The sequence below is a fragment of the Caulobacter sp. GW821-FHT09B11 genome, from assembly GCF_059418205.1.
Genome location: NZ_JBWKPK010000034.1, coordinates 35,955 through 59,747, shown reverse-complemented (window position 1 = coordinate 59,747; position 23,793 = coordinate 35,955). Strand labels below are relative to the sequence as shown.

Below are 23,793 nucleotides of genomic sequence, written 5' to 3'. Positions count from 1 at the left end.
CGAGGCCGCAAACCTCGTCCTCGCAAGACAGCAGCCCTGGCTAACGCAAGCCTGAACTCAACATGGTTGCTCATCCGACGCCTATCGGCGCCACCTTCTCCCGCAAGGGGAGAAGGATCATGTCTAGCGCCCCACGCGCGAACGGGGCCATGATGGCGCTCTCTCGCCGTCCGTAGCCGGAGCCGCCGCCCGCCCGATGATCGCGCAGGACTCGCCCAGCCTGACCACGGCGCTGAAGCATGCGCCGCTGGGCATCGCCATCTTCGACCGGTCGATGCGCTATCTGGCCCATTCGGCCCAGTACCTGACCGACCAGGGCCTGCCGGCCGACCTGCCGCTGCTGGGCCGCGTGCACTACGAGGTGTTTCCCGAGATCCCCCGGCGCTGGCGCGACCTGCACGCGCGGGTGATCGCCGAAGGGGTCGAGCTGCGCGAGGACGCCGGCGACCGCTATGTCGACCGCGCCGGCCGGGTCGAGTGGATCCGCTGGTCGATGGCCCCCTGGCGCACCGAGGACGGGGCGATCGGCGGGCTGGTGCTCTATACCGAGGTGGCCACCGCCGCCGTCGAGGCGCGCCTGCGGCTGGAGGCGGCCGAGGCGCGCTACAAGGCGCTGTTCGAGCAGGCGGCCATGGGCGTGGCGCGGATCGCGCCGAGCGGGACCTTCCTGGAGGTCAACGACCGCTTCTGCGCCATCACCCGCCACGATCGCGACCACCTGCTGGCCGGCGACGCCGCCGAGCTGATCGAGCCGGAAGACCTGCCGGACGCCCAGCGCCACGTCCGCTCGCTGCTGGCCGGCCGCACCGACACCTACACCGCCGAGCGCCGCCTGCGGGCCGGCGACGGGGCGCGGCTGTGGATCCGCCTCAACGTCTCGCGCGTGCAGCCGCCCGGCCAGCGGCCCTATCTGGTCGCCATCATCGCCGACATCACCACCCGCAAGCGGATCGAGGTCGAGCAGGAGCGTCACCAGGGCCAGCTGCGCCTGCTGATCAACGAGCTGAACCACCGCGTGAAGAACACCCTGGCCACCGTCCAGTCGATGGCCGCCCAGACCCTGCGCAACGAGCCCGACCCGGTCACCGCCTTCGAGAAGTTCGAGTCGCGGCTGCTGGGTCTGTCGCTGGCCCACGACGTGCTGACCCGCGAGAGCTGGCACGGGGCCGAACTTCGCGAGGTGGCGCAGCGGGCGCTGACCCCGTTCACCGCCGCCGCCGGCCGGGTGACGGTGGAGGGCCCGGCCTGCTTCCTGCCGCCGGGCGGGGCGCTGACCATGTCGCTGATCTTCCACGAGCTGGCCACCAACGCCCTGAAGTACGGCGCGCTCTCGACAGCCGAGGGAACCGTGGCCGTCGCCTGGAGCTTCGACGTCGAGGCCCGCGCCCTCTGCCTGACCTGGACCGAGACCGGCGGCCCGGCGGTCGCCGCCCCGCCCGCCCGGCGCGGCTTCGGCTCGCGGCTGATCGAGCGCAGCCTGCGCGGCGAGCTGCGCGGCCAGGCGCGCATGGACTGGCGGCCCGAGGGCCTGGTCTGCCGGCTGGAAGCCCAGGTCCCCCTGCCCAACCCGCCCTCGCCGGAGCTGGGGGTCGTCGCCAGCCTGGACGAGAGGCGGTAGGCGCCCGGGGTCCAACAAAACCTCATCCTGAGCTTGTCGAAGGACGAGGTTTTCGCCGCCGTCCAAACAGCGCTACGAACCCGCTGGGCCGAGTTTTGGAGTCTCTATCTATGCAGCTGTCCGACCAGATCGTCCTCGTCACCGGCGCCGGCCGGGGCCTGGGGGCCGAGATCGCCCGCGCCTTCGCCCGCCACGGCGCCCGCGTCGTCGTCAACTACCGCGCCAGCAAGGACGCCGCCGAGGCCCTGGCCGCCGAACTGGGCGGTCCCGAGCGCGCCATCGCCATCCAGGCCGACGTCGCCGACCGCCCCGCCGTCGAGGCGATGTTCGCCGCCGCCAAGGCCGCCTTCGGCTCGCACGTCACCACCGTGGTCAACAACGCCCTGGACTACAGCTTCAACGGCGACGCCCGCGCGCACCTGGCCAACATCGCCTGGGAAGACTTCGAGAAGCAGAACGTAACGGTCCTGAAGGGCGCGCTGAACGTCATCCAGGCCGCGGCGCCAGACATGGCCGACGCCGGTTTCGGCCGCGTGATCAATGTCGGCACCAACCTCTTCCAGAACCCGGTCGTGCCCTATCACGACTACACGGCGGTGAAGGCGGCCCTGCTGTCGCTGACCCGCACGGCCTGCGGCGACCTGGGTCCCGCCGGCGTCACCGTCAACATGGTGTCCGGCGGCCTGCTGCGCGTCACCGGCGCCAGCGCCGCCACGCCCGAGCCGGTCTTCGACCTGATCGCCGGCATGACCCCGCTGCGCTCGGTCACCACCCCGGCCGAATTCGCCGACGCGGTCCTGTTCTTCGCCAGCCCCTGGGCGCGGGCGGTGACGGGGCAGAACCTGGTGGTGGACGGCGGGTTGGTGCGGGACTGATCGCGGCCCCTCTCTTTTTCTCCCGTCATTCCCGTTTTCTCCCGTCATTCCCGCCCTTGTGGCGGGAACCCCTGGTTCAGCTGACACGTGAGACGCAGGCGACGTGCTGAGCACGTCGCCTCATCCGCCCTTGCGGCCGATAGAGGGTTTCCCGCCACAAGGGCGGGAATGACGGGAAGAAGAGAAGCAAGGGCGGACGCCACGGGACTTGCACTCCGCCCTTCCCCACCGTAACTCCCCGCCATGACCACCAAGGCCAAGATCTGCGGGCTTTCGACGGCGGAGACGGTGAAGGCCGCCTTCGACGGCGGCGCAGCCTATCTGGGCTTCGTGTTCTTCGAGAAAAGCCCGCGCAACCTGACGCCCGAGGCCGCCGAGCGTCTCGTGCAGCCGATCCGCGGCCGGGGCGTGCAGACCGTGGCCGTCACCGTCGATCCCGACGACGCCCTGGTCGACCGGCTGATGGCGACCATGCGCCCCGACCTGATCCAGGTGCACGGCAAGGAGACCCCCGCCCGTGTCCGCGAAATCGCGGCCCGCAGCGGCGCCGGGGTGATCAAGGCCTTCTCCGTCTCGTCCTCGGCTGACGTCGACCAGGCCCGCGCCTACGAGACCGTCGCCGAGCAGTTCCTGTTCGACGCGAGGCCCGTGGAAGGATCCGCCCTGCCCGGCGGCACCGGCGCAAGGTTCGACTGGAGCCTGCTGGAAGGCCGGCGATTTTCTCGCCCGCATTTCCTCGCCGGCGGACTCGATCCTTGGAACGTGGCGCAGGCGGTCAAGGCCTCCGGCGCCCCGCTGGTGGACGTTTCCTCTGGCGTGGAACGCGGTCCGGGCCTAAAGGACCCGGCTCTGATCGCGGCGTTCCTCGACGCCGTCAAACGCGCCTAAAAGCCCGGAAGACGATCTTGAACGCTCCTGTCTCGCCTACCGAACGGCCTAACGACTGGTCCGCCTATCCCGACGCCAAGGGGCGCTTCGGTGACTACGGCGGCCTCTATGTGGCCGAGACCCTGATGCCGCTCGTGCTCGAGCTGGACCGGGCCTACACCGAGGCCAAGAACGATCCGGCGTTCCAGAAGGAGCTGCGCGGCTACCTGACCCACTATGTGGGCCGGCCCAGCCCGCTCTATTTCGCCGAGCGCCTGACCAAGCACCTGGGCGGCGCCAAGATCTACTTCAAGCGCGAAGAGCTGAACCACACCGGCGCGCACAAGATCAACAACTGCATGGGCCAGATCCTGCTGGCCCAGCGCATGGGCAAGACCCGGATCATCGCCGAGACCGGCGCCGGCCAGCACGGCGTGGCCTCGGCCACCGTGACCGCCCGCTTCGGCCTGCCCTGCGTGGTCTACATGGGCGCCGTCGACGTCGCCCGTCAGAAGCCCAACGTCTTCCGCATGAACCTGCTCGGCGCCGAAGTGCGCCCGGTGACCTCGGGCGCGGCGACCCTCAAGGACGCCATGAACGAGGCCATGCGCGACTGGGTCACCAACGTGGCCGACACCTATTACATGATCGGCACCGCCGCCGGCCCGCACCCCTATCCGGCCATGGTCCGCGACTTCCAGGCGGTGATCGGAAACGAGACCCGCGAGCAGATCCAGGAACTGGAAGGCCGCCTGCCCGACGCCGTCGTCGCCTGCGTGGGCGGCGGTTCGAACGCCATCGGCATGTTCCACCCGTTCCTGGCCGACGAGAGCGTCAAGATCTACGGCGTGGAAGCTTCGGGTCACGGCCTGGACACCGACAAGCACGCCGCCTCGCTGACCGGCGGCCGCCCGGGCGTGCTGCACGGCAACAAGACCTACCTGCTGCAGGACGACGACGGCCAGATCCTCGACGCCCACTCGATCAGCGCCGGCCTCGACTATCCGGGCATCGGGCCGGAGCACTCGTTCCTGCACGACATCGGCCGCGCCCAGTACCTGACCTGCACCGACGACGAGGCCCTGAAGGCCTTCCAGCTGTGCGCCGAGCTCGAGGGCATCATCCCGGCCCTGGAAAGCGCCCACGCCCTGGCCAAGCTGCCGCAGCTGGCCAAGGAAATCGGCGAAGGCGGCGTCATCGTGCTGTGCCTGTCGGGCCGCGGCGACAAGGACATCTTCACCGTGGCCGACGCCCTGGGGCGCACGATCTGATGGGCGATCTGATGAGCTATCGCGACGGCACCCGCCTCGAGCGCGCCTTCCAGCGGGAAAACGACCACCGGGCCCTGTTCGTCGCCTACATCATGGCCGGCGACCCGGACCTGGAGACCTCGTTCGAGCTGCTGACGGGCCTGGCTGAACACGCCGACGTCATCGAGCTGGGCATGCCCTTCTCGGACCCGATGGCCGAGGGGCCGACCATCCAGCTGGCCTCGCAGCGCTCGCTGGCCGCCGGCACCAAGATGCGCGATGTGCTGAGCATCGTCCGCCGCTTCCGGCAGACCAACACGGTCACGCCGATCGTGCTGATGGGCTATCTGAACCCGGTGCTGTCCTACGGCTTCGAGAGCTTCGCCGATGACGCCTCGGACGCCGGCGCCGACGGCGTGATCATCGTCGACTGCCCGCCGGAAGAGGCCGACGCCCTGACCGACGCGCTGGAAGCGGCGAAGATGAACCTGATCCGCCTGGCGACGCCGACGACCGACGACGCGCGCCTGCCGGCCGTGGTCAAGCGCACCTCGGGCTTCATCTACTACGTCTCCGTCGCGGGCGTGACCGGCGTGCTGGAAGCCGACGCCGACGCCGTGCGCGGCCCGGTCGAGCGCCTGCGCGCCGCCTCGGGCCTGCCGGTGGCGGTCGGTTTCGGCATCAAGACCCCCGAACGCGCCGCCGAGGTGGCCCGCGTGGCCGACGGCGTCGTCGTCGGCTCGGCGCTGGTGGACGAAATCGCGTCGGCGACGAAGCTGAACGAAAACGTGACCCAAAAGGTTCTTTCCAAGGCGTCGGAGCTGGCTAAGGCTGTGCGATCGGCGCGAGTCGGAACGGCATGAGGCTTTAAGGCTATGGCTATGGCTGAACCCCAAGGCCCCAAGAAGGGCGACAAGGCCAAGACCTCGACCGACCGTCGCGGCGGCTGGCTGTCTCGGATCGCGCCCGGCGTGCGCGGCGCCTTCGCCAAGCGCGAGACGCCCGAGAACCTGTGGGTCAAGTGCCCCGACACGGGCGAGATGATCTATCGCTCCGACCTGGAGGCGGCCCTGTGGGTCACCCCGGCCGGACGCCACATGCGCATCGGTCCCGAGGCGCGCTTCAAGTTCACCTTCGACGACGGCGAGTACGAGTCCCTGCCGACCCCGTCGGTCGTCGAAGACCCGCTGAAGTTCTCCGACGGCAAGCCCTACAAGGACCGCCTGGCCGCCGCCCGCAAGAGCACCGGCGAACAGGACGCCATGGCCATCGGCTACGGCAAGGTCGGCGGCGTCGACGCCGTGGTCCTGGTCCAGGACTTCGCCTTCATGGGCGGCTCGCTCGGCATGGCCGCCGGTGAAGGCTTCATCGCCGCCGCCAAGGCCGCCCTGGCCCGCGAAGTCCCGCTGATCGCCTTCACCGCCGCCGGCGGCGCTCGCATGCAGGAAGGCGCGCTGTCGCTGATGCAGATGGCCCGCACCACCCTGGCCATCAACGAGCTGAACGACGCGGCCCTGCCCTATGTCGTGGTCCTCACCGACCCGACCACCGGCGGCGTCACCGCCTCCTACGCCATGCTGGGCGACGTCCACCTGGCCGAGCCGGGCGCCCTGATCGGCTTCGCCGGTCCGCGCGTCATCGAGCAGACCATCCGCGAGACCCTGCCGCCGGGCTTCCAGCGCTCGGAATACCTCGTCGAAAAGGGCATGGTCGACCGCGTCACCGCCCGCAAGGACCTGCCCGAGACCCTGGGCTCGATCCTCGGCACCCTGATGCTGGGCCGTCGCAAGGCGGCGTAGCCTTCCACGCAAACAAAAAGCTCGTCATCCCGGAAGCCTCGAAGAGGCTATCCGGGACCCAGGGGCCGTGCGCACCGCCCCTGGGTCCCGGCTCTACGCTGCGCTTCGGCCGGGATGACGAAATAAATTCGGGGCCGGAAGCAGCAGCATGACCGACCACCTCCGCGCCCACGACGCCGCGCTGGAGCGCCTGCGGGCGCTGCATCCGCTGAAGATCGACCTGTCGCTGGACCGCATGCGCCGCCTGTGCGCGGCGCTCGACAACCCGCAGGACCGCCTGCCGCCGGTGATCCACGTGGCCGGCACCAACGGCAAGGGCTCGACGGTCGCCTATCTGCGCCACATGGCCGAGGCGGCGGGCCTCAAGGTTCACGTCTTCACCTCGCCGCACCTGGTGCGCTTCGTCGAGCGCATCCGCCTGGGCGGCACGCTGATCACCGAAGAGCATCTGGCCGACGTGCTGGAGCGGGTCGAAGCCGCCAACGCGGGCGAGGCCATCACCTTCTTCGAGATCACCACGGCCGTGGCCTTCGTCGCCTTCGCCGAGACGCCGGCCGACCTCTGCATCGTCGAGGTGGGGCTGGGCGGCGTGCTCGACGCCACCAACGTCATCGCGCAACCGGCCGTCAGCGTCATCGCGCCGATCGACCTCGACCACCGCGAGTTCCTGGGCGACACGATCGAAGAGATCGCGGTGGAGAAGGCCGGGATCATCAAGCCCGGCGCCCCCGCCGTCAGCGCCCGGCAGCAGGACGCCGTCGACGGCGTTCTGGAGACCGCCGCGGCCCTGGCCGGGGTGGAGCTGACCCTGATGGGCCGCGACTTCGACGCCTGGGAGGAGCGCGGCCGCCTGCTGGTGCAGATGGAAGACCGCCTGCTCGACCTGCCCGCCCCCGCCCTGCCCGGCGAGCACCAGTTCGCCAACGCAGGCCTGGCCGTCGCCGCCCTGCTGGCCCTGGGCGACCCCAGGATCGACGAGGCGGCCATGGGCCGGGGGATCGCCGGCACGGTCTGGCCGGCCCGCTTCCAGCGCCTGACGGCCGGTCCCTATGCGGAGGCCGCGCAAGGCGGCGGCGCCGACCTGTGGCTCGACGGCGGGCACAATCCCCACGCCGGCCGCGCCGTGGCCCGCGCCGTGGCGGATCTCGCCGCCCGCGACGGCCGCCCCGTGGCGCTGATCTCGGGCCTGCTGGCCAACAAGGACGCCACCGGCTTCTTCGGAGCCTTCCGGGGGATCGCGGCGAAGGTCTTCACCGTCACCTTCGAAGGCCACGCCGCCGCCAGCGCCGCCGAAACCGCCGCCGCCGCCGAACTGGCCGGCCTGCGCGCCTGCGCCTGCGAGGGGCTGGACGACGCGCTCACGCGCGCGCTCGCGCTGGACCCCGTCCCCCACGTGCTGATCTGCGGCTCGCTGTATCTGGCGGGCGAGGTTCTGGGGGCCAGCGAAGCGACCTGGCCGGTCTGAACCCCGCCTCCTCCCACCTTCCCGTCATTCCCGCCCTTGTGGCGGGAAACCCTCTGTCAGCCGCAAGGGCAGTCGTGGCGGCGCGCCAAGCACGCCGCTGGCGTCTCACCTGCGAGTGGAACCAGGGGTTCCCGCCACAAGGGCGGGAATGACGGGCTTTGGTGGGCGCCGGGGCGTGGGCCCTAGAAGTTCCGCACCGAGATATCCGGCACCGCCAGCACGCCGGCCTCGCCGCTTTCGTCGCCCCAGGCCAGGCGCGAGCCGTCGGCGTTGACCGCCAGGCTGCTGATCGGGGCGCCCTTCTCGGCCTTCAGGGTCTCGATGCGGCCCGAGCGCATGTGCGCGGCCCAGACGCGGCCGTTGTCCTGGCCGGCGATCATCACCGGCAGGGCGTCGATGCCGGCCACCTGCACCACCAGCGAGTCGCGCGAGAAGCCGATCTCGGCGGCTTCCTTGCCCATCGGGCCGCTGGCGCCGGCGAACGGCCAGATCACCGCGCCGTTGGCGCCGGCCGTGGCCAGCAGGTTGCCCTTGTCGAAGAAGTCCAGGCTCTTGATCTTGGCCGGATAGCCGCCCATCCGCATGTCCTTGCCGTCCGACAGGCGCCAGCCGTGCAGCTGGTTCTCCTGCATGGCCGAGACCAGGAACTTGCCGTCGGGGCTGTAGGCCAGGGCCACGTGGCTGCCGGCCCACTTCATCACCGTAGGCTTCTGGTCGGCGATGCGGCTCCACCACAGCGACACGCCGCCGTAGCCGGCCGCGGCCAGGCGCTTGCCCTTCGGGTCGAAGGCCACGCCCGAGACGGTCTTCTCGTGGACAAAGGTGCGGCGGAACTCGGCGTCGGCCGAGTCGAGCACGTGGACCTCCTTGCCGGCCGTGAAGGCGATCAGCCCCGAGGCGGCGCTGGCCGCCACATGCTCAATCCACTTGCCCTTCACCTCGGCCAGCAGGGTGGCCACGACCTCGTCGCCCTCGACCCGGCTCCAGACCACGCGGCCGTCGTCGCCGCCGGTCACCAGGCCCCGGCCCGAGGGGTGCACGCAGGCGGCCAGCACGGCCCCGCCCAGCGGTCCGCCATGGGCTTCCACGGTGACGAAGCCGCCTTCGGCCTCGAATCGGACGGTGCCGTCGCCCAGGGCGAATCCGGCGCGTCCAGCGCGATCGAACAGGGCGGCGGTGACGTAGGCGTCGAAGGAAAAGATCATGCGCGGGGGCTTAGCGCGGCCTGATGGCCAGCGCTAGTCGCGCACGGCGCGAAGCCTGGCGCCCAAAACGCTCTCCTGAACGGCGTTAGGCCAAAAAGACTCACAAAAGGGGTTGCCATTGCAGCGCGTCCTCGGGCTTTACTTCCGCGCTCGTCTGCGCCAGACGTGGCATCTAACAATTTCTGGACCGCCTGGGGGCGGTCCCCGGGAGACAGTCAGGCTATGGCGGCTAAACTTGCTGGCGGCGGCGGCGGTCGCTACTCGCTGAACCAGAATTCAGAAATCAACGTCACGCCCTTCGTCGACATTCTGCTCGTTCTGCTCATCATCTTCATGGTCGCCGTGCCGATGGCCGTGACCTCGATCAAGATCGACCTCCCCCCCGCTTCGCCGCCGCCTCCCGGCGTGAAGCCGAAGGAGCCGGTGTTCATCTCGATCCAGAAGTCGGGCGCTCTGTTCATCGCGGACAAGCAAACCAGCCTCGACAACCTGCAGTTCGACCTGGACGCCAAGTTCACCTCGAACGGCCAGGCTGGCCCGAAGGACGACCAGCGCGTGATGATCCGCGCCGACGCCGACGTCATGTACGCCGACTTCATGGGCGTGCTGAACCAGCTGCAGACCGCTGGCTGGTACAAGGTCGGCCTGATCAACGAAGACATCCACTAAGCAGGACGTCTTCGGCGACAGTCGAAAGTATCAAGGGGCCGGCGGCGAAAGCCTCCGGCCCCTTTTTCTTGCCCGTTTTCCGGAGCCTCTCCCGATGCCCGACGCCAAGACCTGGATCGCCTTCGCCCTGGTGTGCTTAGGCATGGCCCTGACCCCGGGGCCGAACATGCTCTATCTGGTCAGCCGCTCGATCTGCCAGGGCCGCTGGGCCGGGATCGTGTCGCTGGTCGGCACGGCGGCGGGCTTCATCGTCTATCTGGTCTGCGCGGCGCTGGGCATCACCGCCCTGCTGATGGCCGCCCCGATCGCCTACGACGTCCTGCGGTTCGGCGGGGCGCTCTATCTGGGTTGGCTGGCCTGGCAGGCGATCAAGCCGGGCGGACAGTCGCCGTTCCAGGTGCGCGAACTGCCCAAGGACCCGCCCCTGAAGCTGATGGCCATGGGCTTCCTGACCAACCTGCTCAATCCCAAGGCGGCGATGCTCTATCTATCGCTGCTGCCGCAGTTCATCGACCCGAAGCACGGGGCGGTGCTCAGCCAGTCGCTGCTGCTGGGCGGGACCCAGATCGCCGTTAGCCTGACGATCAACGGCCTGATCTGCCTGGCCGCCGGCTCGATCGCGACCTTCCTGGCGACCCGCCCCAGCTTCGCCCTCGTCCAGCGCTGGCTGATGGCCAGCGTGCTGGGGGGCCTGGCCGTGCGCATGGCCACCGAGGCGCGGCGATAGCCTCCAGACTGCTGAGGCGGGCTCAGCAGGCCATGGACGAGCCCGCGGCTAATCCCGCCGCCTGAAGGGCGCTATCTGGGCCTCCTGAACAAAGGAGAGGCTCATGAGCGACGTCATCGTGGTCATCGGGGCCGGCCAGATCGGCCAGGCGATCGCCCGGCGCGTGGGCGTCGGCAAGCGCGTGCTGCTGGCCGACCTGCGGCTGGAGAACGCCCAGGCCGCCGCCGAGGTGCTGGCCGACGCCGGCTACGAGACCCACGTCGCCGCGGTCGACGTCGCCTCGCGGGAAAGCGTGCAGGCCCTGGTCGCCACCGCTGCGGCCCTGGGCGCCGTCACCGGCCTGATCCACGCCGCCGGCGTCTCGCCCAGCCAGGCGCCGCCGAGCGTCATCCTCAAGGTCGACCTCTACGGCACGGCCCTGGTGCTCGACCTGTTCGGCGAGGTGATCGCCCCCGGCGGCTCGGGCGTCGTCATCGCCTCGCAGTCGGGCCACCGCCTGCCGCCGCTCAGCGTCGAGCAGAACCACGCCCTGGCCACGACCCCGACCGAAGCGCTGCTGGCCCTGCCCTTCCTGGCCCCCGACCAGGTCACGGACCCGCTGAGGGCCTACCAGCTCTCCAAGCGCGGCAACGCCCTGCGCGTGGCCTCCCAGGCCGTGCGCTGGGGCTCGCGCGGGGCGCGGATCAACGCCATCAGCCCCGGCATCGTCATGACGCCCCTGGCCCGCGACGAGCTTTCCGGCCCGCGCGGCGAAGGCTATCGCCGGATGATCGAGGGATCGGCCGCCAGGCGCGCCGGAACGCCCGACGAGGTCGGAGCCGTCGGCGCCCTCCTGATGGGCCCCGACGGCGGCTTCATCACCGGCAGCGACATCCTGATGGACGGCGGCGTGACGGCCGCGTGGCTCTATGGGGATCTGGCGAAGGGGTGAGGGTCCGACCCTCCCCTACTCCCGTCATTCCCGCCCTTGTGGCGGGAAACCCTGGTTCCGCTGACACGTGAGATGCGAGCGGCGTGCCGAGCACGCCGCCCCTCCTGCCCTTGCGGCTGACAGAGGGGTTCCCGCCACAAGGGCGGGAATGACGGAAGTTAGTGGGATCGGGAAGTTAGTGGGGCCGGAAGTTAGTGGGGCCGGAAGTTAGTGGGGCCGGGAGGCTAGTGGGGCCGGGAGGCTAGTGGGACCAGGAAGCTGGAAGCCTAACCCTCACCCCCGCGCCTTCACCGGCGCGGCGCCGTCGACATAGGCCTCGTTGAGATAGACCTCGGCCTCCTGCGGCGACAGGGCCGGCGCGTAGCCGAAGCCCTGGCCGTAGTCGCAGCCCAGCTTCTGCAGCGCGTGGGCCATCTCGGCGTTCTCGACGCCCTCGGCGACGACTTCCAGGTCGAGATCCTGGCCCAGCTTGACCACCGACCGGACGATCTTGGCCGAGCCGGCGTTGCCGCCCATGGTCCGCACGAAGTAGCGGTCGATCTTCAGCGTGTCGAACGGCAGGCGCGTCAGGTACGACAGCGACGAGAAGCCGGTGCCGAAATCGTCCAGCGCCAGGCCAGCCCCCGCCTCGCGCAGGCTGCGCAGGATCACCGCGGCCCGCTCGGGGTCGCGCATGATGTCGCTTTCGGTGACTTCCAGCTTCAGCGCGCCGCGCGGCAGGCCGTTGTCGCGCAGCACCTGGGCCACGTCGTGCACCAGGCCCGGACGGTCGATCTCGCCGGTCGACAGGTTGACGCTGACGGTCAGGGCGCCGACGGCCGGGTGGGTATGACGCCAGGCGGCCAGCTGCTTGCCGGCGCTGCGCATCATGTGCTCGCCGAGCTCGGCCATCAGGCCCATCTCTTCGATCAGCGGCAGGAATTCGTCGGGCGGCAGCAGGCCGCGGCGCGGGTGAATCCAGCGCGCCAGGGCCTCAAAGCCCGACAGGGCGCCGGTCGACAGGCGCACGACCGGCTGGAAATAGGGAATGATCTCGCCGCGGCCGATGGCGCCGCGCAGGTCGGCTTCCAGCGCCAGGCGCGACAGGCCGTCGGTCTCCATCGAGCGGCCGTAGGCGGCGGCCGAGCCGCGCCCGTTGGCGGCGGCGGCCTCGACGGCCAGCTCGGCCCGGCGGACCAGCTCGGCGGCCTCCGGCGCGTCCTCGCCGCCCTCGGCCGAGACGGCGCCGATGGTCAGGGTCGGGTGGATGTCGAAGCCGGCGATGCGCAGCGGCTGTTCCAGCGCCGAGCGCAGCAGGTCGGCCGGCTCGTAGCCGTGCGGCTCGCACAGCACGGCGAACTCGTCCTCGCCGATGCGGCCCAGGATCGAGCCCTCGGGGAAGGCGGCGGCCAGGCGCGAGCCGAGAGCGGCCAGCACGAGGTCGGCGCGCTCGTGGCCCAGGGCCTCGTTCAGGCGGCGCAGGCGGTCGAGGTCGGCGACCACCAGCTCGTGCACGCCGGTATGGGTCAGGCGCTCGCGGGCGCGGGCGATGAAGCTGCGACGGTCGAGGAGCCCGGTGAGGTCGTCCTTGCCCGAGGCGGCGAATTTCACTTCCGGGGCGATGACGCCGGCGGCGCGCAGGCCCTCTTCCAGCCAGACGCCGCGCCAGATGCAGGTCTCGCCGCCGCGCATGCGCATGCGCACGACGATCTCGGAGCCGGCCTCGCGCACCCGCAGCAGTTCGTCGGCCTGGGCGCGGTCCTGCGGCAGGGCCAGGGCGCGGAAGGCGGCCGAGGCGCATTCGGGGGCCAGGGGCGACAGGCCCAGGGCCCGGGCCGCGCCGTTGATGCGCAGCCGGTCGGTCTCGGGGTCCCAGTGCCACAGCGCGACCTCAGCGGCGCCCAACGCTTCCAGCGTGGTCGTCGCGTCCCAGATCCTACGCTCGGCTACCTTGAAAGACATGCCCGTTCCCGCGCCGCCCGATCCCCCATGGATGGACGGCGTGCGATCCGAGCGAACTCACGACGGAGCAATCAACCCGAACAGACGATGATCTCGCCACTCGCCGTTAATTTTAAGATAAGCGCGCGCATATCCTTCCTCGGAAAACCCGCATCTCGTGAGCAGGTCGGCCGAGCGCGCGTTATGCGGCATGCAGGCCGCCTCCAGCCGGTGAAGACCCAGCGGGCCGAAGGCGAAGTCGATCACCGCCCGCACGGCCTCGCTCGTATAGCCCTGCCCGGCATGCGCCTCGCCGGCCCAGTAGCCGACCACCCCGGTCTGGGCCACGCCCCGGCGGATGTTGAACAGCCGCACGCCGCCGACGATGGCGTCGTCGGACTTGCGGAACACGAAGAACGGAAAGGCTTCTCCCAGCTCGAGTTCGCGCGCGTAGGCGGCCAGGCGCTGGCGGAAGGCGGCCCGCGTCAGGTCGTCGGCCGGCCAGGTCGGCTCCCACGGCGTCAGGAAGGCGCGCGAGCCGCCGCGCAGCTCCGCCCACGGCTTGTGATCGGCCAGGCGCGGCAGGCGCAGATAGACCCGCTCGCCCTCGATGCGCGGGCCCGGGTCGATGCGGAGAAGACGGAGAATGGCGGACAAGGACGGGTCTCGAACGATAGGGCCGCACAATTGCGGCTTATTGTCCGCCGAACAACGTCCGCCGGAAGATTTCCCCCGCGCCCAGCGCGCCCTTGGCGCCCAGGACCGCCGTGGCGGCCTTGCCGGGCGCCAGCATCCGCCGGCCCAGGCGCGCTATGTCGGCGGCGCCGACGGCCTCGACCCCGGCCGCCAGCTCGGCGGGCGAGAACAGCCGGTCGAAGGTCAGGGCCTGGCCGGCGGCCTGCTCGGCGCGGGCCAGGGGCTGCTCGCGGGCCATGAACATGTGCGCCTTCAGCTGGGCCTTGCAGCGGGCCAGCTCGGCCTCGTCGATGCGCTCGACCAGGGCCAGCAGCTGCTCGGCGCAGACCTGGGCGGTCTGGCCTGCGTCCTTGGCCGCGCAGCCGGCGTAGATGCCGAGCGCCCCTATGTCTGCATAGGTGTCGGCATAGGCGTCGATATTGTAGGCCAGACCGCGCTTCTCGCGGGCCTCCTGGAACAGCCGCGACGACATGCCCCCGCCCAGGGCCTCGGCGAAGACGCGCAGGGCGAAATAGTCGTCGTCGCGCGAACCGGCGGCCGGCAGCATCAAGACGAGATGCGCCTGCTCCAGCTTGCGGGTCTCGGCGAAGGCGCCGCCGACGAAGGGGGCGGGATCGGGCACCGGCGCGCCCGGCGTGGCCGGCAGGTCGCCGAAGGCCTTCTGCGCCAGGTCCAGCAGCTCGGCCTCCTCGACCGCGCCGGTGGCGCTGACCACCAGCCGGTCGGCGGCGTAGAGGCTGGAGCGCCAGTCCGACAGAGCCTCGGGCGTCGCGGCCTCGACGGTGTCGACCGTGCCCAGGATCGGCCGGCCGACCGGATGGTCGCCCCAGGCGCCCTTCTGCAGCAGGTCGAAGACGTAGTCGTCGGGCGCGTCGGCGGCCTCGGCGATCTCCTGGGCCACGACCTGCTTCTCGCGGGCGAGATCCCCGGCGTCGAGCGTCGGGCGCCGCACGAGGTCGGCGATGACCTCGACGCCCAGCGGCAGACCGCCTTTGAGCGCGCGGATCTGGAAGCTGGTGCGCTCATAGCCGGTGGCGGCGTTGATCTGGCCGCCCTGGGCCTCGACCACCTCGACGATGTCGCGCGCGCTGCGTCCGCCCGCGCCCTTGAACACCATGTGCTCGAGCAGGTGCGACCAGCCCGACCGCGCCGGATCCTCATAGGCCGCCCCGCGCCCGGCGACGACGCTCAGGGCCAGGGTCTCGAGCCCCGGCATCGGATCGCAGACGACGCGGACGCCATTCTTCAGGGTGTGGAGGGTCGGAAGGGTCATTTCCCTCCGTGTAGACGCCTAAGCGCGCGAAAGCCACAGATCCGGGAACCTCCCCCTGTGGGGGAGGCGGCCGAAGGCCGGAGGGGGGACGTTTTCAGCTTCCGCTTTGCGAAGCGGTCAATCGCCCGCTCCCCCCCACCGATCGCTCGCGCGATCGCCTCCCCCACGGGGGGAGGTTCTCTCAAGTCACTTCCCCGCGAACGCCCGCACGTGGGCCTTCACGGCCGCCGCTTCCGCCGGCAGGCGGTCGAAGCGTTCGGGCTTGGTCGACAGGTCCGGCGCGCCGCGCGGCACGCCCTGGACGACGCCGGTGGCGGCCAGCACGGCCTCGGGGAACTTGGCCGGATGGGCCGTCGACAGCACCACGACCGGGGTCGTGGGGTCTTCGAAGCGCAGGCGGGCGGCGGCGGCCAGGCCCACGGCGGTGTGCGGATCGACGACCTCGCCGGTCTCGTTCAGCGTGGCCAGCATGGTCTTGGCGGTGTCGGCCTCGCTGACCGAAGCCCCGACGAACAGCTCGCGCATCATCGCATGGGCGCTGGGCGGGATGTCGAGCACGCCGGTGGTGGCGAAACCGCGGAAGGCTCGGCCGGTCTCGATGCCGTCACGGCGCACGGCCTCGAAATAGAGGCGCTCGAAGTTGGAGGCGACCTGGATGTCCATGGCCGGGCTCTGGGTGGCGGCCACGGCCCCGCGGGCGTAGCGGCCGTCCTCGAAGGCGCGCGCGAGAATGTCGTTGCTGTTGGTGGCGGCCACGACCTTGGCGATCGGCAGGCCCAGCTGCTTGGCGACGAAGGCGGCGTAGGCGTCGCCGAAATTCCCCGTCGGCACGACGAAGGCCACTTCGCGGGCCGGCGCGCCCAGGCTGACGGCGGCGGTGAAGTAATAGACGCTCTGGGCCGCGATCCGCGCCCAGTTGATCGAGTTGACGCCCGACAGGTCCACCGCGTGGCGGAACTGGTCGTCCTGGAAGGCCTGCTTGACGATGGCCTGGCAGTCGTCGAACGAGCCCTGCACCGACACGCACGAGACGTTGGCGTCGGCCGCCGTGGTCATGAACCGGCGCTGGACCTCGCTGATCCGGCCCTCGGGGAAGAGCGCGACGATGCGGGCGTTGCTGCGGCCGCGGAAGGCCTCGACGGCCGCGCCGCCGGTGTCGCCCGAGGTGGCGCAGATGATGGTCATGGTCCGCGACTGGCGCGACAGCACGTAGTCGTAGAGCCGCCCCAGGAGCTGCATCGCCACGTCCTTGAAGGCCAGGGTCGGGCCGTGGAACAGCTCCAGCAGGTAGCGGTTGGCGGCCAGCTGCTTAAGCGGCGTCACGGCCGCGTGGGTGAAGCTGGCATAGGCCTCGTCGCACATGGTCTGCAGGTCGTCGGCCGGGATGTCGTCGCCGACGAACCGGCCGAGCACGGCGGCCGCGACCTGGGCGTAGGTCTTGCCGGCGAAGGCGGCGATCTCTTCAGGCGTGAAGGTCGGCCAGGTCTCGGGCACGTACAGCCCGCCGTCGGGGGCCAGGCCGGCCAGCACCGCGTCCAGGAAACCGATCGAGGGGGACTCGCCCCGGGTCGAGACGTAACGCATCAGGGCCTCATCCTCCGCCAGAGCATGGCGGCATAGATAAAGAGCAGGGTGACGGCAAGACCAAACCACGTAAGCGCGTATTCCAGGTGCCGGTTGGAAATTTCTGCCGGCAAGGGCGCGGGCGTGACGCCGGGAACGGCCGGCGTGGCGGTCTCGACCATCAGCAGATAGGACGACATTCCGTCCCGGATGATGATCGATGGCTCGCGGGAGGTGCGCTTGCCCAGGTGGCGCTCGTCGATCAGGACCCCGGTGACCCGCCCCGGCGCCGTGAACAGGCGGTCCGGCGGGGCCGGCTGGCCGGTCAGCGCATCGACCACGCCCAGATCCAGGCGGATGACGTCGGTCTTGCCGAGTTCCACCCAGCAGACGGCCTGGCCGCGCCAGACGATCTGGCCCTCGCGCACGCCGTAGATCATCGACAGGTCGCCGCCCGCGACCTTGGAGGGGGACGGCGATCCGCAGTCGGTCGCGACACGCGTCCAGGTGACGTCCTGCCCCTTGTCGGCGCGGGCCAGGGCCAGGGCCAGCGGAATGGCCGGGGCGGTCTTAAGCTTCTCGATCCGCGCCAGCAGGTCTTCTTTCCAGGCCAGGCGCTTCACCTGCCAGGTCCCCAGGCCGCACAGGATGGCGAAGGCGATCAGGGTGGCGATCGTCAGGCCGATCGGGAAGCCGGGCTTCTTGACGGGCGTCTCAGACATCGTCGCGCCCCGCTTCCGAAGCCTTGTTGGCGATCTGGGCGGCGACCATCAGGCCCTTGGCCGGCCGCATCATGAAGAGACACGCCAGGCCCGTCAGCGGCAGCCAGACCACCAGCAGCAGCCACACCGGCCAGTTCCAGGCGAACATCGAGAACAGCGCCCCGAACGCGCACAGGAACCCGGCGATCAGGATGACGAAGGTCGACGCGCCATCGCCGGTCTCGTGCTTGGAAAGGTCGTAGCCGCAGGCCTCGCAGCGCGGCGCGATCTTGAGGAAGCCCTCGAACAGGAAGCCCTCGCCGCAGACGGGGCATCGCCCGGCGGCGCCGGCGGCGTAGGGGTTGGTCTTGGGCATGGCGATCCCCAAAGCGCTAAAACGAAAAAGGCCCGGAGCGCGGTCGGCGCTCCGGGCCTTTCGGAACTCTGCGACCTTAGTGCGTCGAGGCGCCGAAGATCACGTAGATGAAGGCGAACAGGAACAGCCAGACCACGTCGACGAAGTGCCAGTACCAGGCGGCCGCTTCGAAGCCGAAGTGCTGCTTGGGCGTGAAGGCGCCGTTCATCAGGCGGATCAGGCAGACGATCAGGAACAGCGTGCCCACGAAGACGTGGAAGCCGTGGAAGCCGGTGGCCAGGAAGAAGGTCGAACCGTAGAGGCCCGAATTGGCGGCGGCTTCGCTGTAGAACAGCTTCTCGTGGTTGATGTGGGCGTATTCGTAGACCTGGATGGTCGTGAACAGCGCGCCGAGCAGGATGGTCAGGATCAGGCCCCACTGGGCGCCCTTGCGGTCGCCTTGCTGCAGGGCGTGGTGCGACCAGGTGATGGTCGTGCCCGAGAGAAGCAGGGTCAGGGTGTTGACCAGCGGCAGGTGCCAGGGCGAGACGGTCTCGACGCCGGCCGGCGGCCAGCTGGCCCAGGCGGTGCGCACTTCCTCGATGCCCGACAGGGTGCGGTGGCCGTGGAACAGGGCCATCTCGAAGAAGATCCAGAACCACGCCACGAAGAACATCACTTCCGAGGCGATGAACAGCACCATGCCGTAGCGCAGGCCGATCGAGACGACCGGGGTGTGGTCGCCGGCGTTGGCTTCCTTGATGACGTCGCGCCACCAGCCGAACATCGTGTAGAGCACGCCGGCCAGGCCGGTCGCGAACAGCCACCACTGGCCCTTCTCGATGCCGAACACCCCGCCCTTGATCCAGGCGATCAGGCCGATGGCCATGACCGTGGCGGCCGCCGAGCCGACGAACGGCCACGGGCTGGGCGGCAGGATGTGGTAGTCGTGTTTGACGGCGCCGTGGGCCATGTGTCGCGAACCCTCTTTAATCTTATTGATGGCGCGTCGCTTGGGTCCCCCCGGCCCGCGCCTCTCCCTTGCCGAAAGCTATAGTCTGCCGGACGCTGTTCCGCCAAGAGGCTCGACGATGCGAGGCACGCCTGTCTTGCCTTCCTGGCCTTCGACGGCCGGGAAGAAGGTGTAGGACAGGGTGATCTCTGACTTGCCCTTGGTCTCCGGATCCTCGGCGAAGCGCGGATCGACGAAGTAGACGACCGGGAATTCGACCGTCTGGCCGGGCTGAATCGTCTGGTTCGAGAAGCAGAAGCACTCGATCTTCTGGAAGTACGGGCCGGCCTGCTCGGGCACCACGTTGTAGATCGCCCGGCCGGTCTGGGGCTTGTCGCTGGTGTTGGTGACCTTGAAGAACGCCAGCCCCGAAGCGCCCAGCTTGATGTCCTGGCTGACCTGCTCGGTGGTGAAGGTCCAGGGCAGGCTGCGCACGTTGGCGTCGAAGCGGATCTGGACGGTGCGGTCGAGCACCTTGGTCGGGGCGGCTTCGGCCCGGCGCACCGTGCCGTCGAAGCCGGTGGCCTGGCAGAACAGCTTGTATAGCGGCACCGCCGCATAGGCCGCGCCGACCATGCCCACGAAGGCGACGGCGCAGATCAGCGCCACGCGCTTGTTGCGGCGGGCCTGCAGCGTGGTCTTGTCGGCGCCGGCCCCGCCCGGCGTGGGATCAGAACCGGTTTCCGACATTGGCGCCCAGCCTCACCAGGGTGACCACGAACACCAGCACGACGAAGGCGACCAGGCCCACGGCGAGCGCGATGTTGCGGCCGTTGCGGGCCCGCAGGGCGTCGGCCTTGTCGGGCTGGACGGCGAGGGTCTTCTTCGGGTCGGTCAAGAGATGAGCTCCAGAGCCTTCACGCCGATCATGGCCTCGGCCAGCAGGGCGGCGAACAGGGCGAAGAGATAGAGGATCGAGAAGGCGAACAGGTTGCGGGCGTCCTTGGCCCCGCCCACCGGCGGCGGGCGCTTGCCTTCGACGGCAGGCTCGGGCGCGGGCGCGGCCTCTACCTCGTAGAGGGCGCGGTCGGCGGTGCGCGGGTCGGCCGCGTCGCCGGCGTCGCTGCGGAACACCCGCCAGGCCAGGATCAGGAACACGAGGCCGCCCAGGCCCGAAACGGCCAGGTACAGCGGACCGCCCAGGCCGGTGAAGGCCGGAGCCAGGCAGACGGGGATGAAGATCAGGCTGTAGATCAGGATCTGCCGGCGCGTGGCCTTGGCGCCCTTGACCACCGGCAGCATCGGCACGCCGGCCTTGGCGTAGTCGGTGCTGATATAGAGCGACAGCGCCCAGAAGTGCGGCGGGGTCCACAGGAAGATGATCAGCACCATCAGCCAGGCGTTCAGAGGCGCCGAGCCCGTGGCCGCCGCCCAGCCGATCGCCGGCGGCAGCGCGCCGGCGAGGCCCCCGATGACGATGTTCTGGGCCGTCCAGCGCTTCAGCCACATGGTGTAGACCACGGCGTAGAAGACGATGGTGAAGGCCAAGAGGCCCGCCGCCAGCCAGTTGATGGCCATGCCCAGCAGCATGACCGACAGCAGGGACAGCACCACGCCCAGGGCCGCGGCTTCGGAGCCCTCGACCAGGCCGGCCGGCACAGGGCGGCCGCGGGTGCGGCGCATCTTGGCGTCGATGTCGGCGTCGTACCACATGTTCAGCGCGCCCGAGGCCCCGGCCCCGACGGCGATGCACAACACCGCCACCGCGCCCAGCAGCGGGTGGATGTGGGTGCGGGCGGCGACCAGGCCGGTCAGGCCCGTGAACACCACCAGCGACATCACGCGCGGCTTCATCAGCTGGAAATAGTCCTGCCAGCGCGCGGCGCGAACGGGATCGCTCGCGGCTGCGTCGGACGGGAAAGCGGCGGGCTTGGCCATGGGTACGGGTCTTGCGAAACTTGGGTCTGGATGGGCGAAGGGCGCGAACCGGACTGCCGTCCGATCCGCGCCCCCGCTTATATCGCTATCTTACCAGAGATCAGTGGTGATCGTCGGCCTTGATGACCGGCGGCTCGCTGAACTGGTGGAACGGCGGCGGCGAGGACAGGGTCCATTCCAGCGTGGTGGCGCCTTCGCCCCACGGGTTGGCCTCGGCCTTGCGGCGACGGATGGCGGCCTCGAGCAGGACCACCAGGAAGACGGCGACGCCCGCCACGGTGATCATGTAGCCGACCGACGAGACGTAGTTCCACTTCGCGAACGCGTCCGGGTAGTCGACATAGCGGCGGGGCATGCCGTCCAGGCCCAGGAAGTGCTGCGGGAAGAACACCAGGTTCACGCCCACGAACATGATCCAGAAGTGCAGAGCGCCGAGGAACTCGTTGTACTTCACGCCCCACATCTTCTCGAACCAGTAGTAGAAGCCGGCGAAGATGGCGAACACGGCGCCCAGGCTGAGCACGTAGTGGAAGTGGGCCACCACGTAGTAGGTGTCGTGCAGGCTGTAGTCGATGCCGGCGTTCGACAGCACGACGCCGGTGACGCCGCCGACCGTGAACAGGAAGATGAAGCCGATCGCCCACAGCATGGGCGTCTTGAAGCTGATCGAACCGCCCCACATCGTGGCGATCCACGAGAAGATCTTCACGCCGGTCGGGACGGCGATGATCATCGTCGCGGCCACGAAATAGGCGCGCAAGTTGATGCTCATGCCGACCGTGTACATGTGGTGGGCCCACACGATGAAGCCGACGAAGCCGATGGCGACCATGGCGTAGGCCATGGCGAGGTAGCCGAAGACCGGCTTCTTGGAGAAGGTCGAGACGATGTGGCTGATGATGCCGAACCCGGGCAGGATCAGGATGTACACTTCCGGGTGACCGAAGAACCAGAACAGGTGCTGGAACATCACCGGGTCGCCGCCGGCGGCCGGGTCGAAGAAGTGGGTGCCGAAGTTGCGGTCGGTCAGCAGCATGGTGATGGCGCCGGCCAGGACGGGCAGCGACAGCAGCAGCAGGAAGGCGGTGATCAGCACCGACCAGGCGAACAGCGGCATGCGGTGCAGGGTCATGCCCGGCGCGCGCATGTTGAAGATCGTGGTGATGAAGTTGATCGCGCCGAGGATCGACGAAGCGCCGGCCAGGTGGAGCGACAGGATCGCGAGATCCATGGCCGGACCGGTGTGGCCGGTGGTCGACAGCGGCGGATAGATCGTCCAGCCGCCGCCGAAGCCGTGGCCCGGACCGCCGTCGACGAACATCGAGGTGCAGAGCAGCACCCAGGCGGCGACCAGCAGCCAGAACGAGATGTTGTTCATCCGCGGGAAGGCCATGTCCGGCGCGCCGATCATGATCGGAACGAACCAGTTGCCGAAGCCGCCGATCATGGCGGGCATGACCATGAAGAAGATCATGATCAGGGCGTGGGCGGTGACCACGGCGTTGTAGCCGTGCTTGCCCTTGAACACGCCCAGCTGGGCCAGCAGGCCGTTGTCGGTGAAGACCTGGATGCCCGGGTGCATCAGCTCCCAGCGGATCAGGCCCGACAGGGCGCCGCCCACGATCCCGGCCATGATGGCGAACAGGATGTAGAGGGTGCCGATGTCCTTGTGGTTGGTCGAGAAGAACCAGCGAGCGAAGAAGGGCGGCTTTTCGTCGGCCCCGTGGTCGTCGTGATGATCGATGTCAGCGGCGTGAGCCATCGGACTGATATCCTGCAATCGGGGTCTTAGGCCGCCGGCGCGGCGGCGGGCGCCGCGGCCGGAGCGGAAGCGGGAGCAGCGGCCGGAGCAGCAGCGGGGGCGGCGGCGGCGGGCGTGGCCGCCGGGGTCGCGGCAGGCGCGGCGGCGGGGGCCGCGGCCGGAGCCTTGGCCTTCACCCAGGCGTCGAACTCGGCCTGGCTGACGACCTTGATCTCGATCGGCATGAAGGCGTGGTCGATGCCGCAGAGCTCCGAGCACTGGCCGTAATAGGTGCCCACCTTCTCGGCCTTGAACCAGGTCTCGTTCAGGCGGCCCGGGATGGCGTCGATCTTCAGGCCGAAGGCCGGCAGGGCGAAGGCGTGGATCACGTCGGCGCCGGTGACCTGCACGCGGACCACCTGGTTGACCGGCACCACCATCGCCTCGCTGGCGGCCAGCCGGTACAGGCTGTGCGGCAGGCCCTTGGCGGCCACCTGCTCCTCGGTGAGCACGTTGGAGATGATCTCGGGGATCTTCTGGTCGGGGTACTCGTAGCCCCAGTACCACTGATAGCCCGTGGCCTTCACGGTCATGTAGGGCTTGGGCATGTCGTTGTAGCGGAAGAGCAGCTTGAACGAGAAGATCGCGATGATCATCAGGATCAGCACGGGCACCAGCGTCCAGATGATCTCGATCGTGGTGTTGTGGCTGAACTTCGCGGGAACCGGGTTGGCCTTGGCGTTGTAGCGCACGGCGATCCAGAGGATCAGGCCCAGGACCAGCAGGGTGATGGCCGTGATGATCGGCAGCAGGATCCAGTCGTGGAACCAGATCGCATCATGCTTCAGCACCGACGCGGCGGGCTGGAGGGCGATCCCCCCAGGCGTCGGCTGACCCAATAGATCTTCGGCGAAGGCTTGCCCCGCGAACGCCATCGTGGCGGCGGCGGCGCAAAGGCCAGCCCACTTCCGCCGCATCCCCTGGAATTGCTTCATTTCCCTCTCGGCCCGTTTCGGCGGCGTTCTAACGGGGTGACACTCCGTCTCCCGCCGCGCCGACTTGCACAATACGACCGGATACCAGGGTTCAAGCAATCGACTTTGCAACAAGTCGGAGCTCTCCCCATGGCGCCGATCGGTCGCAGGCGTGCATACGCGCATCAATCCCTGTTGCCAAGCACCCGAAACCACACCTGGCGCAGGGGAATCGCGTCAGTTGCGAAGCATTCTCAATAACTTCGCCAAACCC

Annotated in this window: 23 protein-coding genes and 1 pseudogene; 10 read left to right on the top strand and 14 right to left on the bottom strand. The window is 69.5% G+C overall.

Translation table 11 applies throughout. From position 1 onward, the window contains the following. The first annotated feature begins 196 nt into the window (after window positions 1-196). The 6 genes from AC07N1_RS21450 to AC07N1_RS21425 all read left to right on the top strand — a co-directional run bounded on the left by AC07N1_RS21450 (window position 197) and on the right by AC07N1_RS21425 (window position 6,409). Window positions 197-1,618: a sensor histidine kinase gene (locus AC07N1_RS21450; protein ID WP_494673633.1), complete on the top strand. Its 1,422-nt coding sequence runs from the start codon at window positions 197-199 to the stop codon at window positions 1,616-1,618. A 110-nt stretch (window positions 1,619-1,728) separates the two neighbouring features. Then, entirely contained in the window at window positions 1,729-2,493 is a 765-nt protein-coding gene (locus AC07N1_RS21445; RefSeq protein ID WP_494673632.1) for a 3-oxoacyl-ACP reductase, read from the top strand. Between the two features lie 243 nt (window positions 2,494-2,736). After that, the gene (locus AC07N1_RS21440) at window positions 2,737-3,381 is read left to right on the top strand and encodes a phosphoribosylanthranilate isomerase (RefSeq protein ID WP_494673631.1); all 645 of its coding nucleotides are present in this window, start codon (window positions 2,737-2,739) and stop codon (window positions 3,379-3,381) included. 17 nt (window positions 3,382-3,398) lie between these two features. After that, complete coding sequence (gene trpB, locus AC07N1_RS21435) at window positions 3,399-4,631, top strand: tryptophan synthase subunit beta (protein WP_494673630.1); 1,233 nt, start codon at window positions 3,399-3,401, stop codon at window positions 4,629-4,631. Window positions 4,632-4,642: 11 nt separating this feature from the next. After that, the gene (trpA, locus tag AC07N1_RS21430; RefSeq protein ID WP_494673635.1) at window positions 4,643-5,473 is read left to right on the top strand and encodes a tryptophan synthase subunit alpha; all 831 of its coding nucleotides are present in this window, start codon (window positions 4,643-4,645) and stop codon (window positions 5,471-5,473) included. A 12-nt stretch (window positions 5,474-5,485) separates the two neighbouring features. Then, window positions 5,486-6,409 (top strand): acetyl-CoA carboxylase carboxyltransferase subunit beta, encoded by a 924-nt coding sequence (locus tag AC07N1_RS21425; RefSeq protein WP_492856393.1) that lies wholly within the window; start codon window positions 5,486-5,488, stop codon window positions 6,407-6,409. Window positions 6,410-6,459: 50 nt separating this feature from the next. Here AC07N1_RS21425 and AC07N1_RS21420 read toward each other — a convergent pair. Then, window positions 6,460-6,526, bottom strand: a pseudogene (locus AC07N1_RS21420) (hypothetical protein); the annotation flags it as partial. Between the two features lie 31 nt (window positions 6,527-6,557). Here AC07N1_RS21420 and AC07N1_RS21415 point away from each other — a divergent pair. Further along, entirely contained in the window at window positions 6,558-7,874 is a 1,317-nt protein-coding gene (locus tag AC07N1_RS21415) for a bifunctional folylpolyglutamate synthase/dihydrofolate synthase (RefSeq protein ID WP_494673629.1), read from the top strand. Between the two features lie 182 nt (window positions 7,875-8,056). Here AC07N1_RS21415 and AC07N1_RS21410 read toward each other — a convergent pair whose 3' ends face one another. Continuing rightward, window positions 8,057-9,079, bottom strand: a complete 1,023-nt coding sequence (locus tag AC07N1_RS21410; protein ID WP_494673628.1) for a WD40 repeat domain-containing protein — start codon at window positions 9,077-9,079, stop codon at window positions 8,057-8,059. A 222-nt stretch (window positions 9,080-9,301) separates the two neighbouring features. On the opposite strand from AC07N1_RS21410, the gene AC07N1_RS21405 reads away from it, so the two are divergent. The 3 genes from AC07N1_RS21405 (at window position 9,302) to AC07N1_RS21395 (ending at window position 11,406) form a co-directional block, all read left to right on the top strand. After that, window positions 9,302-9,748, top strand: a complete 447-nt coding sequence (locus AC07N1_RS21405; RefSeq protein ID WP_110121124.1) for a biopolymer transporter ExbD — start codon at window positions 9,302-9,304, stop codon at window positions 9,746-9,748. Window positions 9,749-9,842: 94 nt separating this feature from the next. Next, a complete protein-coding gene (locus AC07N1_RS21400; RefSeq protein WP_494673627.1) occupies window positions 9,843-10,475 on the top strand; it encodes a LysE family translocator in 633 nt (210 codons plus the stop codon). A gap of 103 nt (window positions 10,476-10,578) precedes the next feature. Beyond that, window positions 10,579-11,406: an SDR family oxidoreductase gene (locus AC07N1_RS21395; RefSeq protein ID WP_494673626.1), complete on the top strand. Its 828-nt coding sequence runs from the start codon at window positions 10,579-10,581 to the stop codon at window positions 11,404-11,406. A 273-nt stretch (window positions 11,407-11,679) separates the two neighbouring features. Here AC07N1_RS21395 and AC07N1_RS21390 read toward each other — a convergent pair whose 3' ends face one another. From AC07N1_RS21390 to coxB, 12 genes are all read right to left on the bottom strand, one after another. Further along, window positions 11,680-13,347 (bottom strand): putative bifunctional diguanylate cyclase/phosphodiesterase, encoded by a 1,668-nt coding sequence (locus AC07N1_RS21390; RefSeq protein ID WP_494673625.1) that lies wholly within the window; start codon window positions 13,345-13,347, stop codon window positions 11,680-11,682. Between the two features lie 57 nt (window positions 13,348-13,404). After that, entirely contained in the window at window positions 13,405-13,983 is a 579-nt protein-coding gene (locus AC07N1_RS21385; protein WP_494673624.1) for a GNAT family N-acetyltransferase, read from the bottom strand. A gap of 37 nt (window positions 13,984-14,020) precedes the next feature. Next, complete coding sequence (locus AC07N1_RS21380) at window positions 14,021-15,295, bottom strand: M16 family metallopeptidase (RefSeq protein ID WP_494673623.1); 1,275 nt, start codon at window positions 15,293-15,295, stop codon at window positions 14,021-14,023. Window positions 15,296-15,481: 186 nt separating this feature from the next. Further along, the gene (gene thrC, locus AC07N1_RS21375) at window positions 15,482-16,879 is read right to left on the bottom strand and encodes a threonine synthase (RefSeq protein ID WP_494673622.1); all 1,398 of its coding nucleotides are present in this window, start codon (window positions 16,877-16,879) and stop codon (window positions 15,482-15,484) included. Next, window positions 16,879-17,580, bottom strand: a complete 702-nt coding sequence (locus tag AC07N1_RS21370) for an SURF1 family protein (protein WP_494673621.1) — start codon at window positions 17,578-17,580, stop codon at window positions 16,879-16,881. Before AC07N1_RS21370 ends, thrC begins: the two co-directional genes overlap by 1 nt. Further along, window positions 17,573-17,935 (bottom strand): DUF983 domain-containing protein, encoded by a 363-nt coding sequence (locus AC07N1_RS21365; protein ID WP_494673620.1) that lies wholly within the window; start codon window positions 17,933-17,935, stop codon window positions 17,573-17,575. Before AC07N1_RS21365 ends, AC07N1_RS21370 begins: the two co-directional genes overlap by 8 nt. A gap of 76 nt (window positions 17,936-18,011) precedes the next feature. Then, a complete protein-coding gene (locus AC07N1_RS21360) occupies window positions 18,012-18,887 on the bottom strand; it encodes a cytochrome c oxidase subunit 3 (RefSeq protein ID WP_494673619.1) in 876 nt (291 codons plus the stop codon). Window positions 18,888-18,965: 78 nt separating this feature from the next. After that, the gene (locus AC07N1_RS21355; protein WP_494673618.1) at window positions 18,966-19,616 is read right to left on the bottom strand and encodes a cytochrome c oxidase assembly protein; all 651 of its coding nucleotides are present in this window, start codon (window positions 19,614-19,616) and stop codon (window positions 18,966-18,968) included. Further along, on the bottom strand, window positions 19,597-19,713 hold the full coding sequence (locus AC07N1_RS21350) for a cytochrome c oxidase system small membrane protein (RefSeq protein ID WP_494673634.1): 117 nt from the start codon (window positions 19,711-19,713) through the stop codon (window positions 19,597-19,599). The genes AC07N1_RS21355 and AC07N1_RS21350 overlap by 20 nt, the downstream gene beginning before the upstream one ends. A gap of 47 nt (window positions 19,714-19,760) precedes the next feature. Beyond that, window positions 19,761-20,804 carry a heme o synthase gene (gene cyoE, locus AC07N1_RS21345; RefSeq protein ID WP_494673617.1) on the bottom strand — a complete coding sequence of 348 codons (1,044 nt, stop codon included), beginning with the start codon at window positions 20,802-20,804 and terminating at the stop codon, window positions 19,761-19,763. A gap of 100 nt (window positions 20,805-20,904) precedes the next feature. After that, on the bottom strand, window positions 20,905-22,566 hold the full coding sequence (gene ctaD, locus AC07N1_RS21340) for a cytochrome c oxidase subunit I (RefSeq protein WP_494673616.1): 1,662 nt from the start codon (window positions 22,564-22,566) through the stop codon (window positions 20,905-20,907). Window positions 22,567-22,592: 26 nt separating this feature from the next. Next, window positions 22,593-23,540 (bottom strand): cytochrome c oxidase subunit II, encoded by a 948-nt coding sequence (gene coxB / locus AC07N1_RS21335; protein WP_494673615.1) that lies wholly within the window; start codon window positions 23,538-23,540, stop codon window positions 22,593-22,595. Between the last annotated feature and the right edge of the window lie 253 nt (window positions 23,541-23,793).

Coding starts and splice junctions, on each gene's coding strand:
- AC07N1_RS21450 (WP_494673633.1), top strand. CDS start 197: ATGATCGCGCAGGACTCGCCCAGCCTGACCACGGCGCTGAAGCATGCG.
- AC07N1_RS21445 (WP_494673632.1), top strand. CDS start 1,729: ATGCAGCTGTCCGACCAGATCGTCCTCGTCACCGGCGCCGGCCGGGGC.
- AC07N1_RS21440 (WP_494673631.1), top strand. CDS start 2,737: ATGACCACCAAGGCCAAGATCTGCGGGCTTTCGACGGCGGAGACGGTG.
- trpA (WP_494673635.1), top strand. CDS start 4,643: ATGAGCTATCGCGACGGCACCCGCCTCGAGCGCGCCTTCCAGCGGGAA.
- AC07N1_RS21425 (WP_492856393.1), top strand. CDS start 5,486: ATGGCTATGGCTGAACCCCAAGGCCCCAAGAAGGGCGACAAGGCCAAG.
- AC07N1_RS21415 (WP_494673629.1), top strand. CDS start 6,558: ATGACCGACCACCTCCGCGCCCACGACGCCGCGCTGGAGCGCCTGCGG.
- AC07N1_RS21410 (WP_494673628.1), bottom strand. CDS start 9,079: ATGATCTTTTCCTTCGACGCCTACGTCACCGCCGCCCTGTTCGATCGC.
- AC07N1_RS21405 (WP_110121124.1), top strand. CDS start 9,302: ATGGCGGCTAAACTTGCTGGCGGCGGCGGCGGTCGCTACTCGCTGAAC.
- AC07N1_RS21400 (WP_494673627.1), top strand. CDS start 9,843: ATGCCCGACGCCAAGACCTGGATCGCCTTCGCCCTGGTGTGCTTAGGC.
- AC07N1_RS21395 (WP_494673626.1), top strand. CDS start 10,579: ATGAGCGACGTCATCGTGGTCATCGGGGCCGGCCAGATCGGCCAGGCG.
- AC07N1_RS21390 (WP_494673625.1), bottom strand. CDS start 13,347: ATGTCTTTCAAGGTAGCCGAGCGTAGGATCTGGGACGCGACGACCACG.
- AC07N1_RS21380 (WP_494673623.1), bottom strand. CDS start 15,295: ATGACCCTTCCGACCCTCCACACCCTGAAGAATGGCGTCCGCGTCGTC.
- thrC (WP_494673622.1), bottom strand. CDS start 16,879: ATGCGTTACGTCTCGACCCGGGGCGAGTCCCCCTCGATCGGTTTCCTG.
- AC07N1_RS21370 (WP_494673621.1), bottom strand. CDS start 17,580: ATGTCTGAGACGCCCGTCAAGAAGCCCGGCTTCCCGATCGGCCTGACG.
- AC07N1_RS21365 (WP_494673620.1), bottom strand. CDS start 17,935: ATGCCCAAGACCAACCCCTACGCCGCCGGCGCCGCCGGGCGATGCCCC.
- AC07N1_RS21360 (WP_494673619.1), bottom strand. CDS start 18,887: ATGGCCCACGGCGCCGTCAAACACGACTACCACATCCTGCCGCCCAGC.
- AC07N1_RS21355 (WP_494673618.1), bottom strand. CDS start 19,616: ATGTCGGAAACCGGTTCTGATCCCACGCCGGGCGGGGCCGGCGCCGAC.
- cyoE (WP_494673617.1), bottom strand. CDS start 20,804: ATGGCCAAGCCCGCCGCTTTCCCGTCCGACGCAGCCGCGAGCGATCCC.
- ctaD (WP_494673616.1), bottom strand. CDS start 22,566: ATGGCTCACGCCGCTGACATCGATCATCACGACGACCACGGGGCCGAC.
- coxB (WP_494673615.1), bottom strand. CDS start 23,540: ATGAAGCAATTCCAGGGGATGCGGCGGAAGTGGGCTGGCCTTTGCGCC.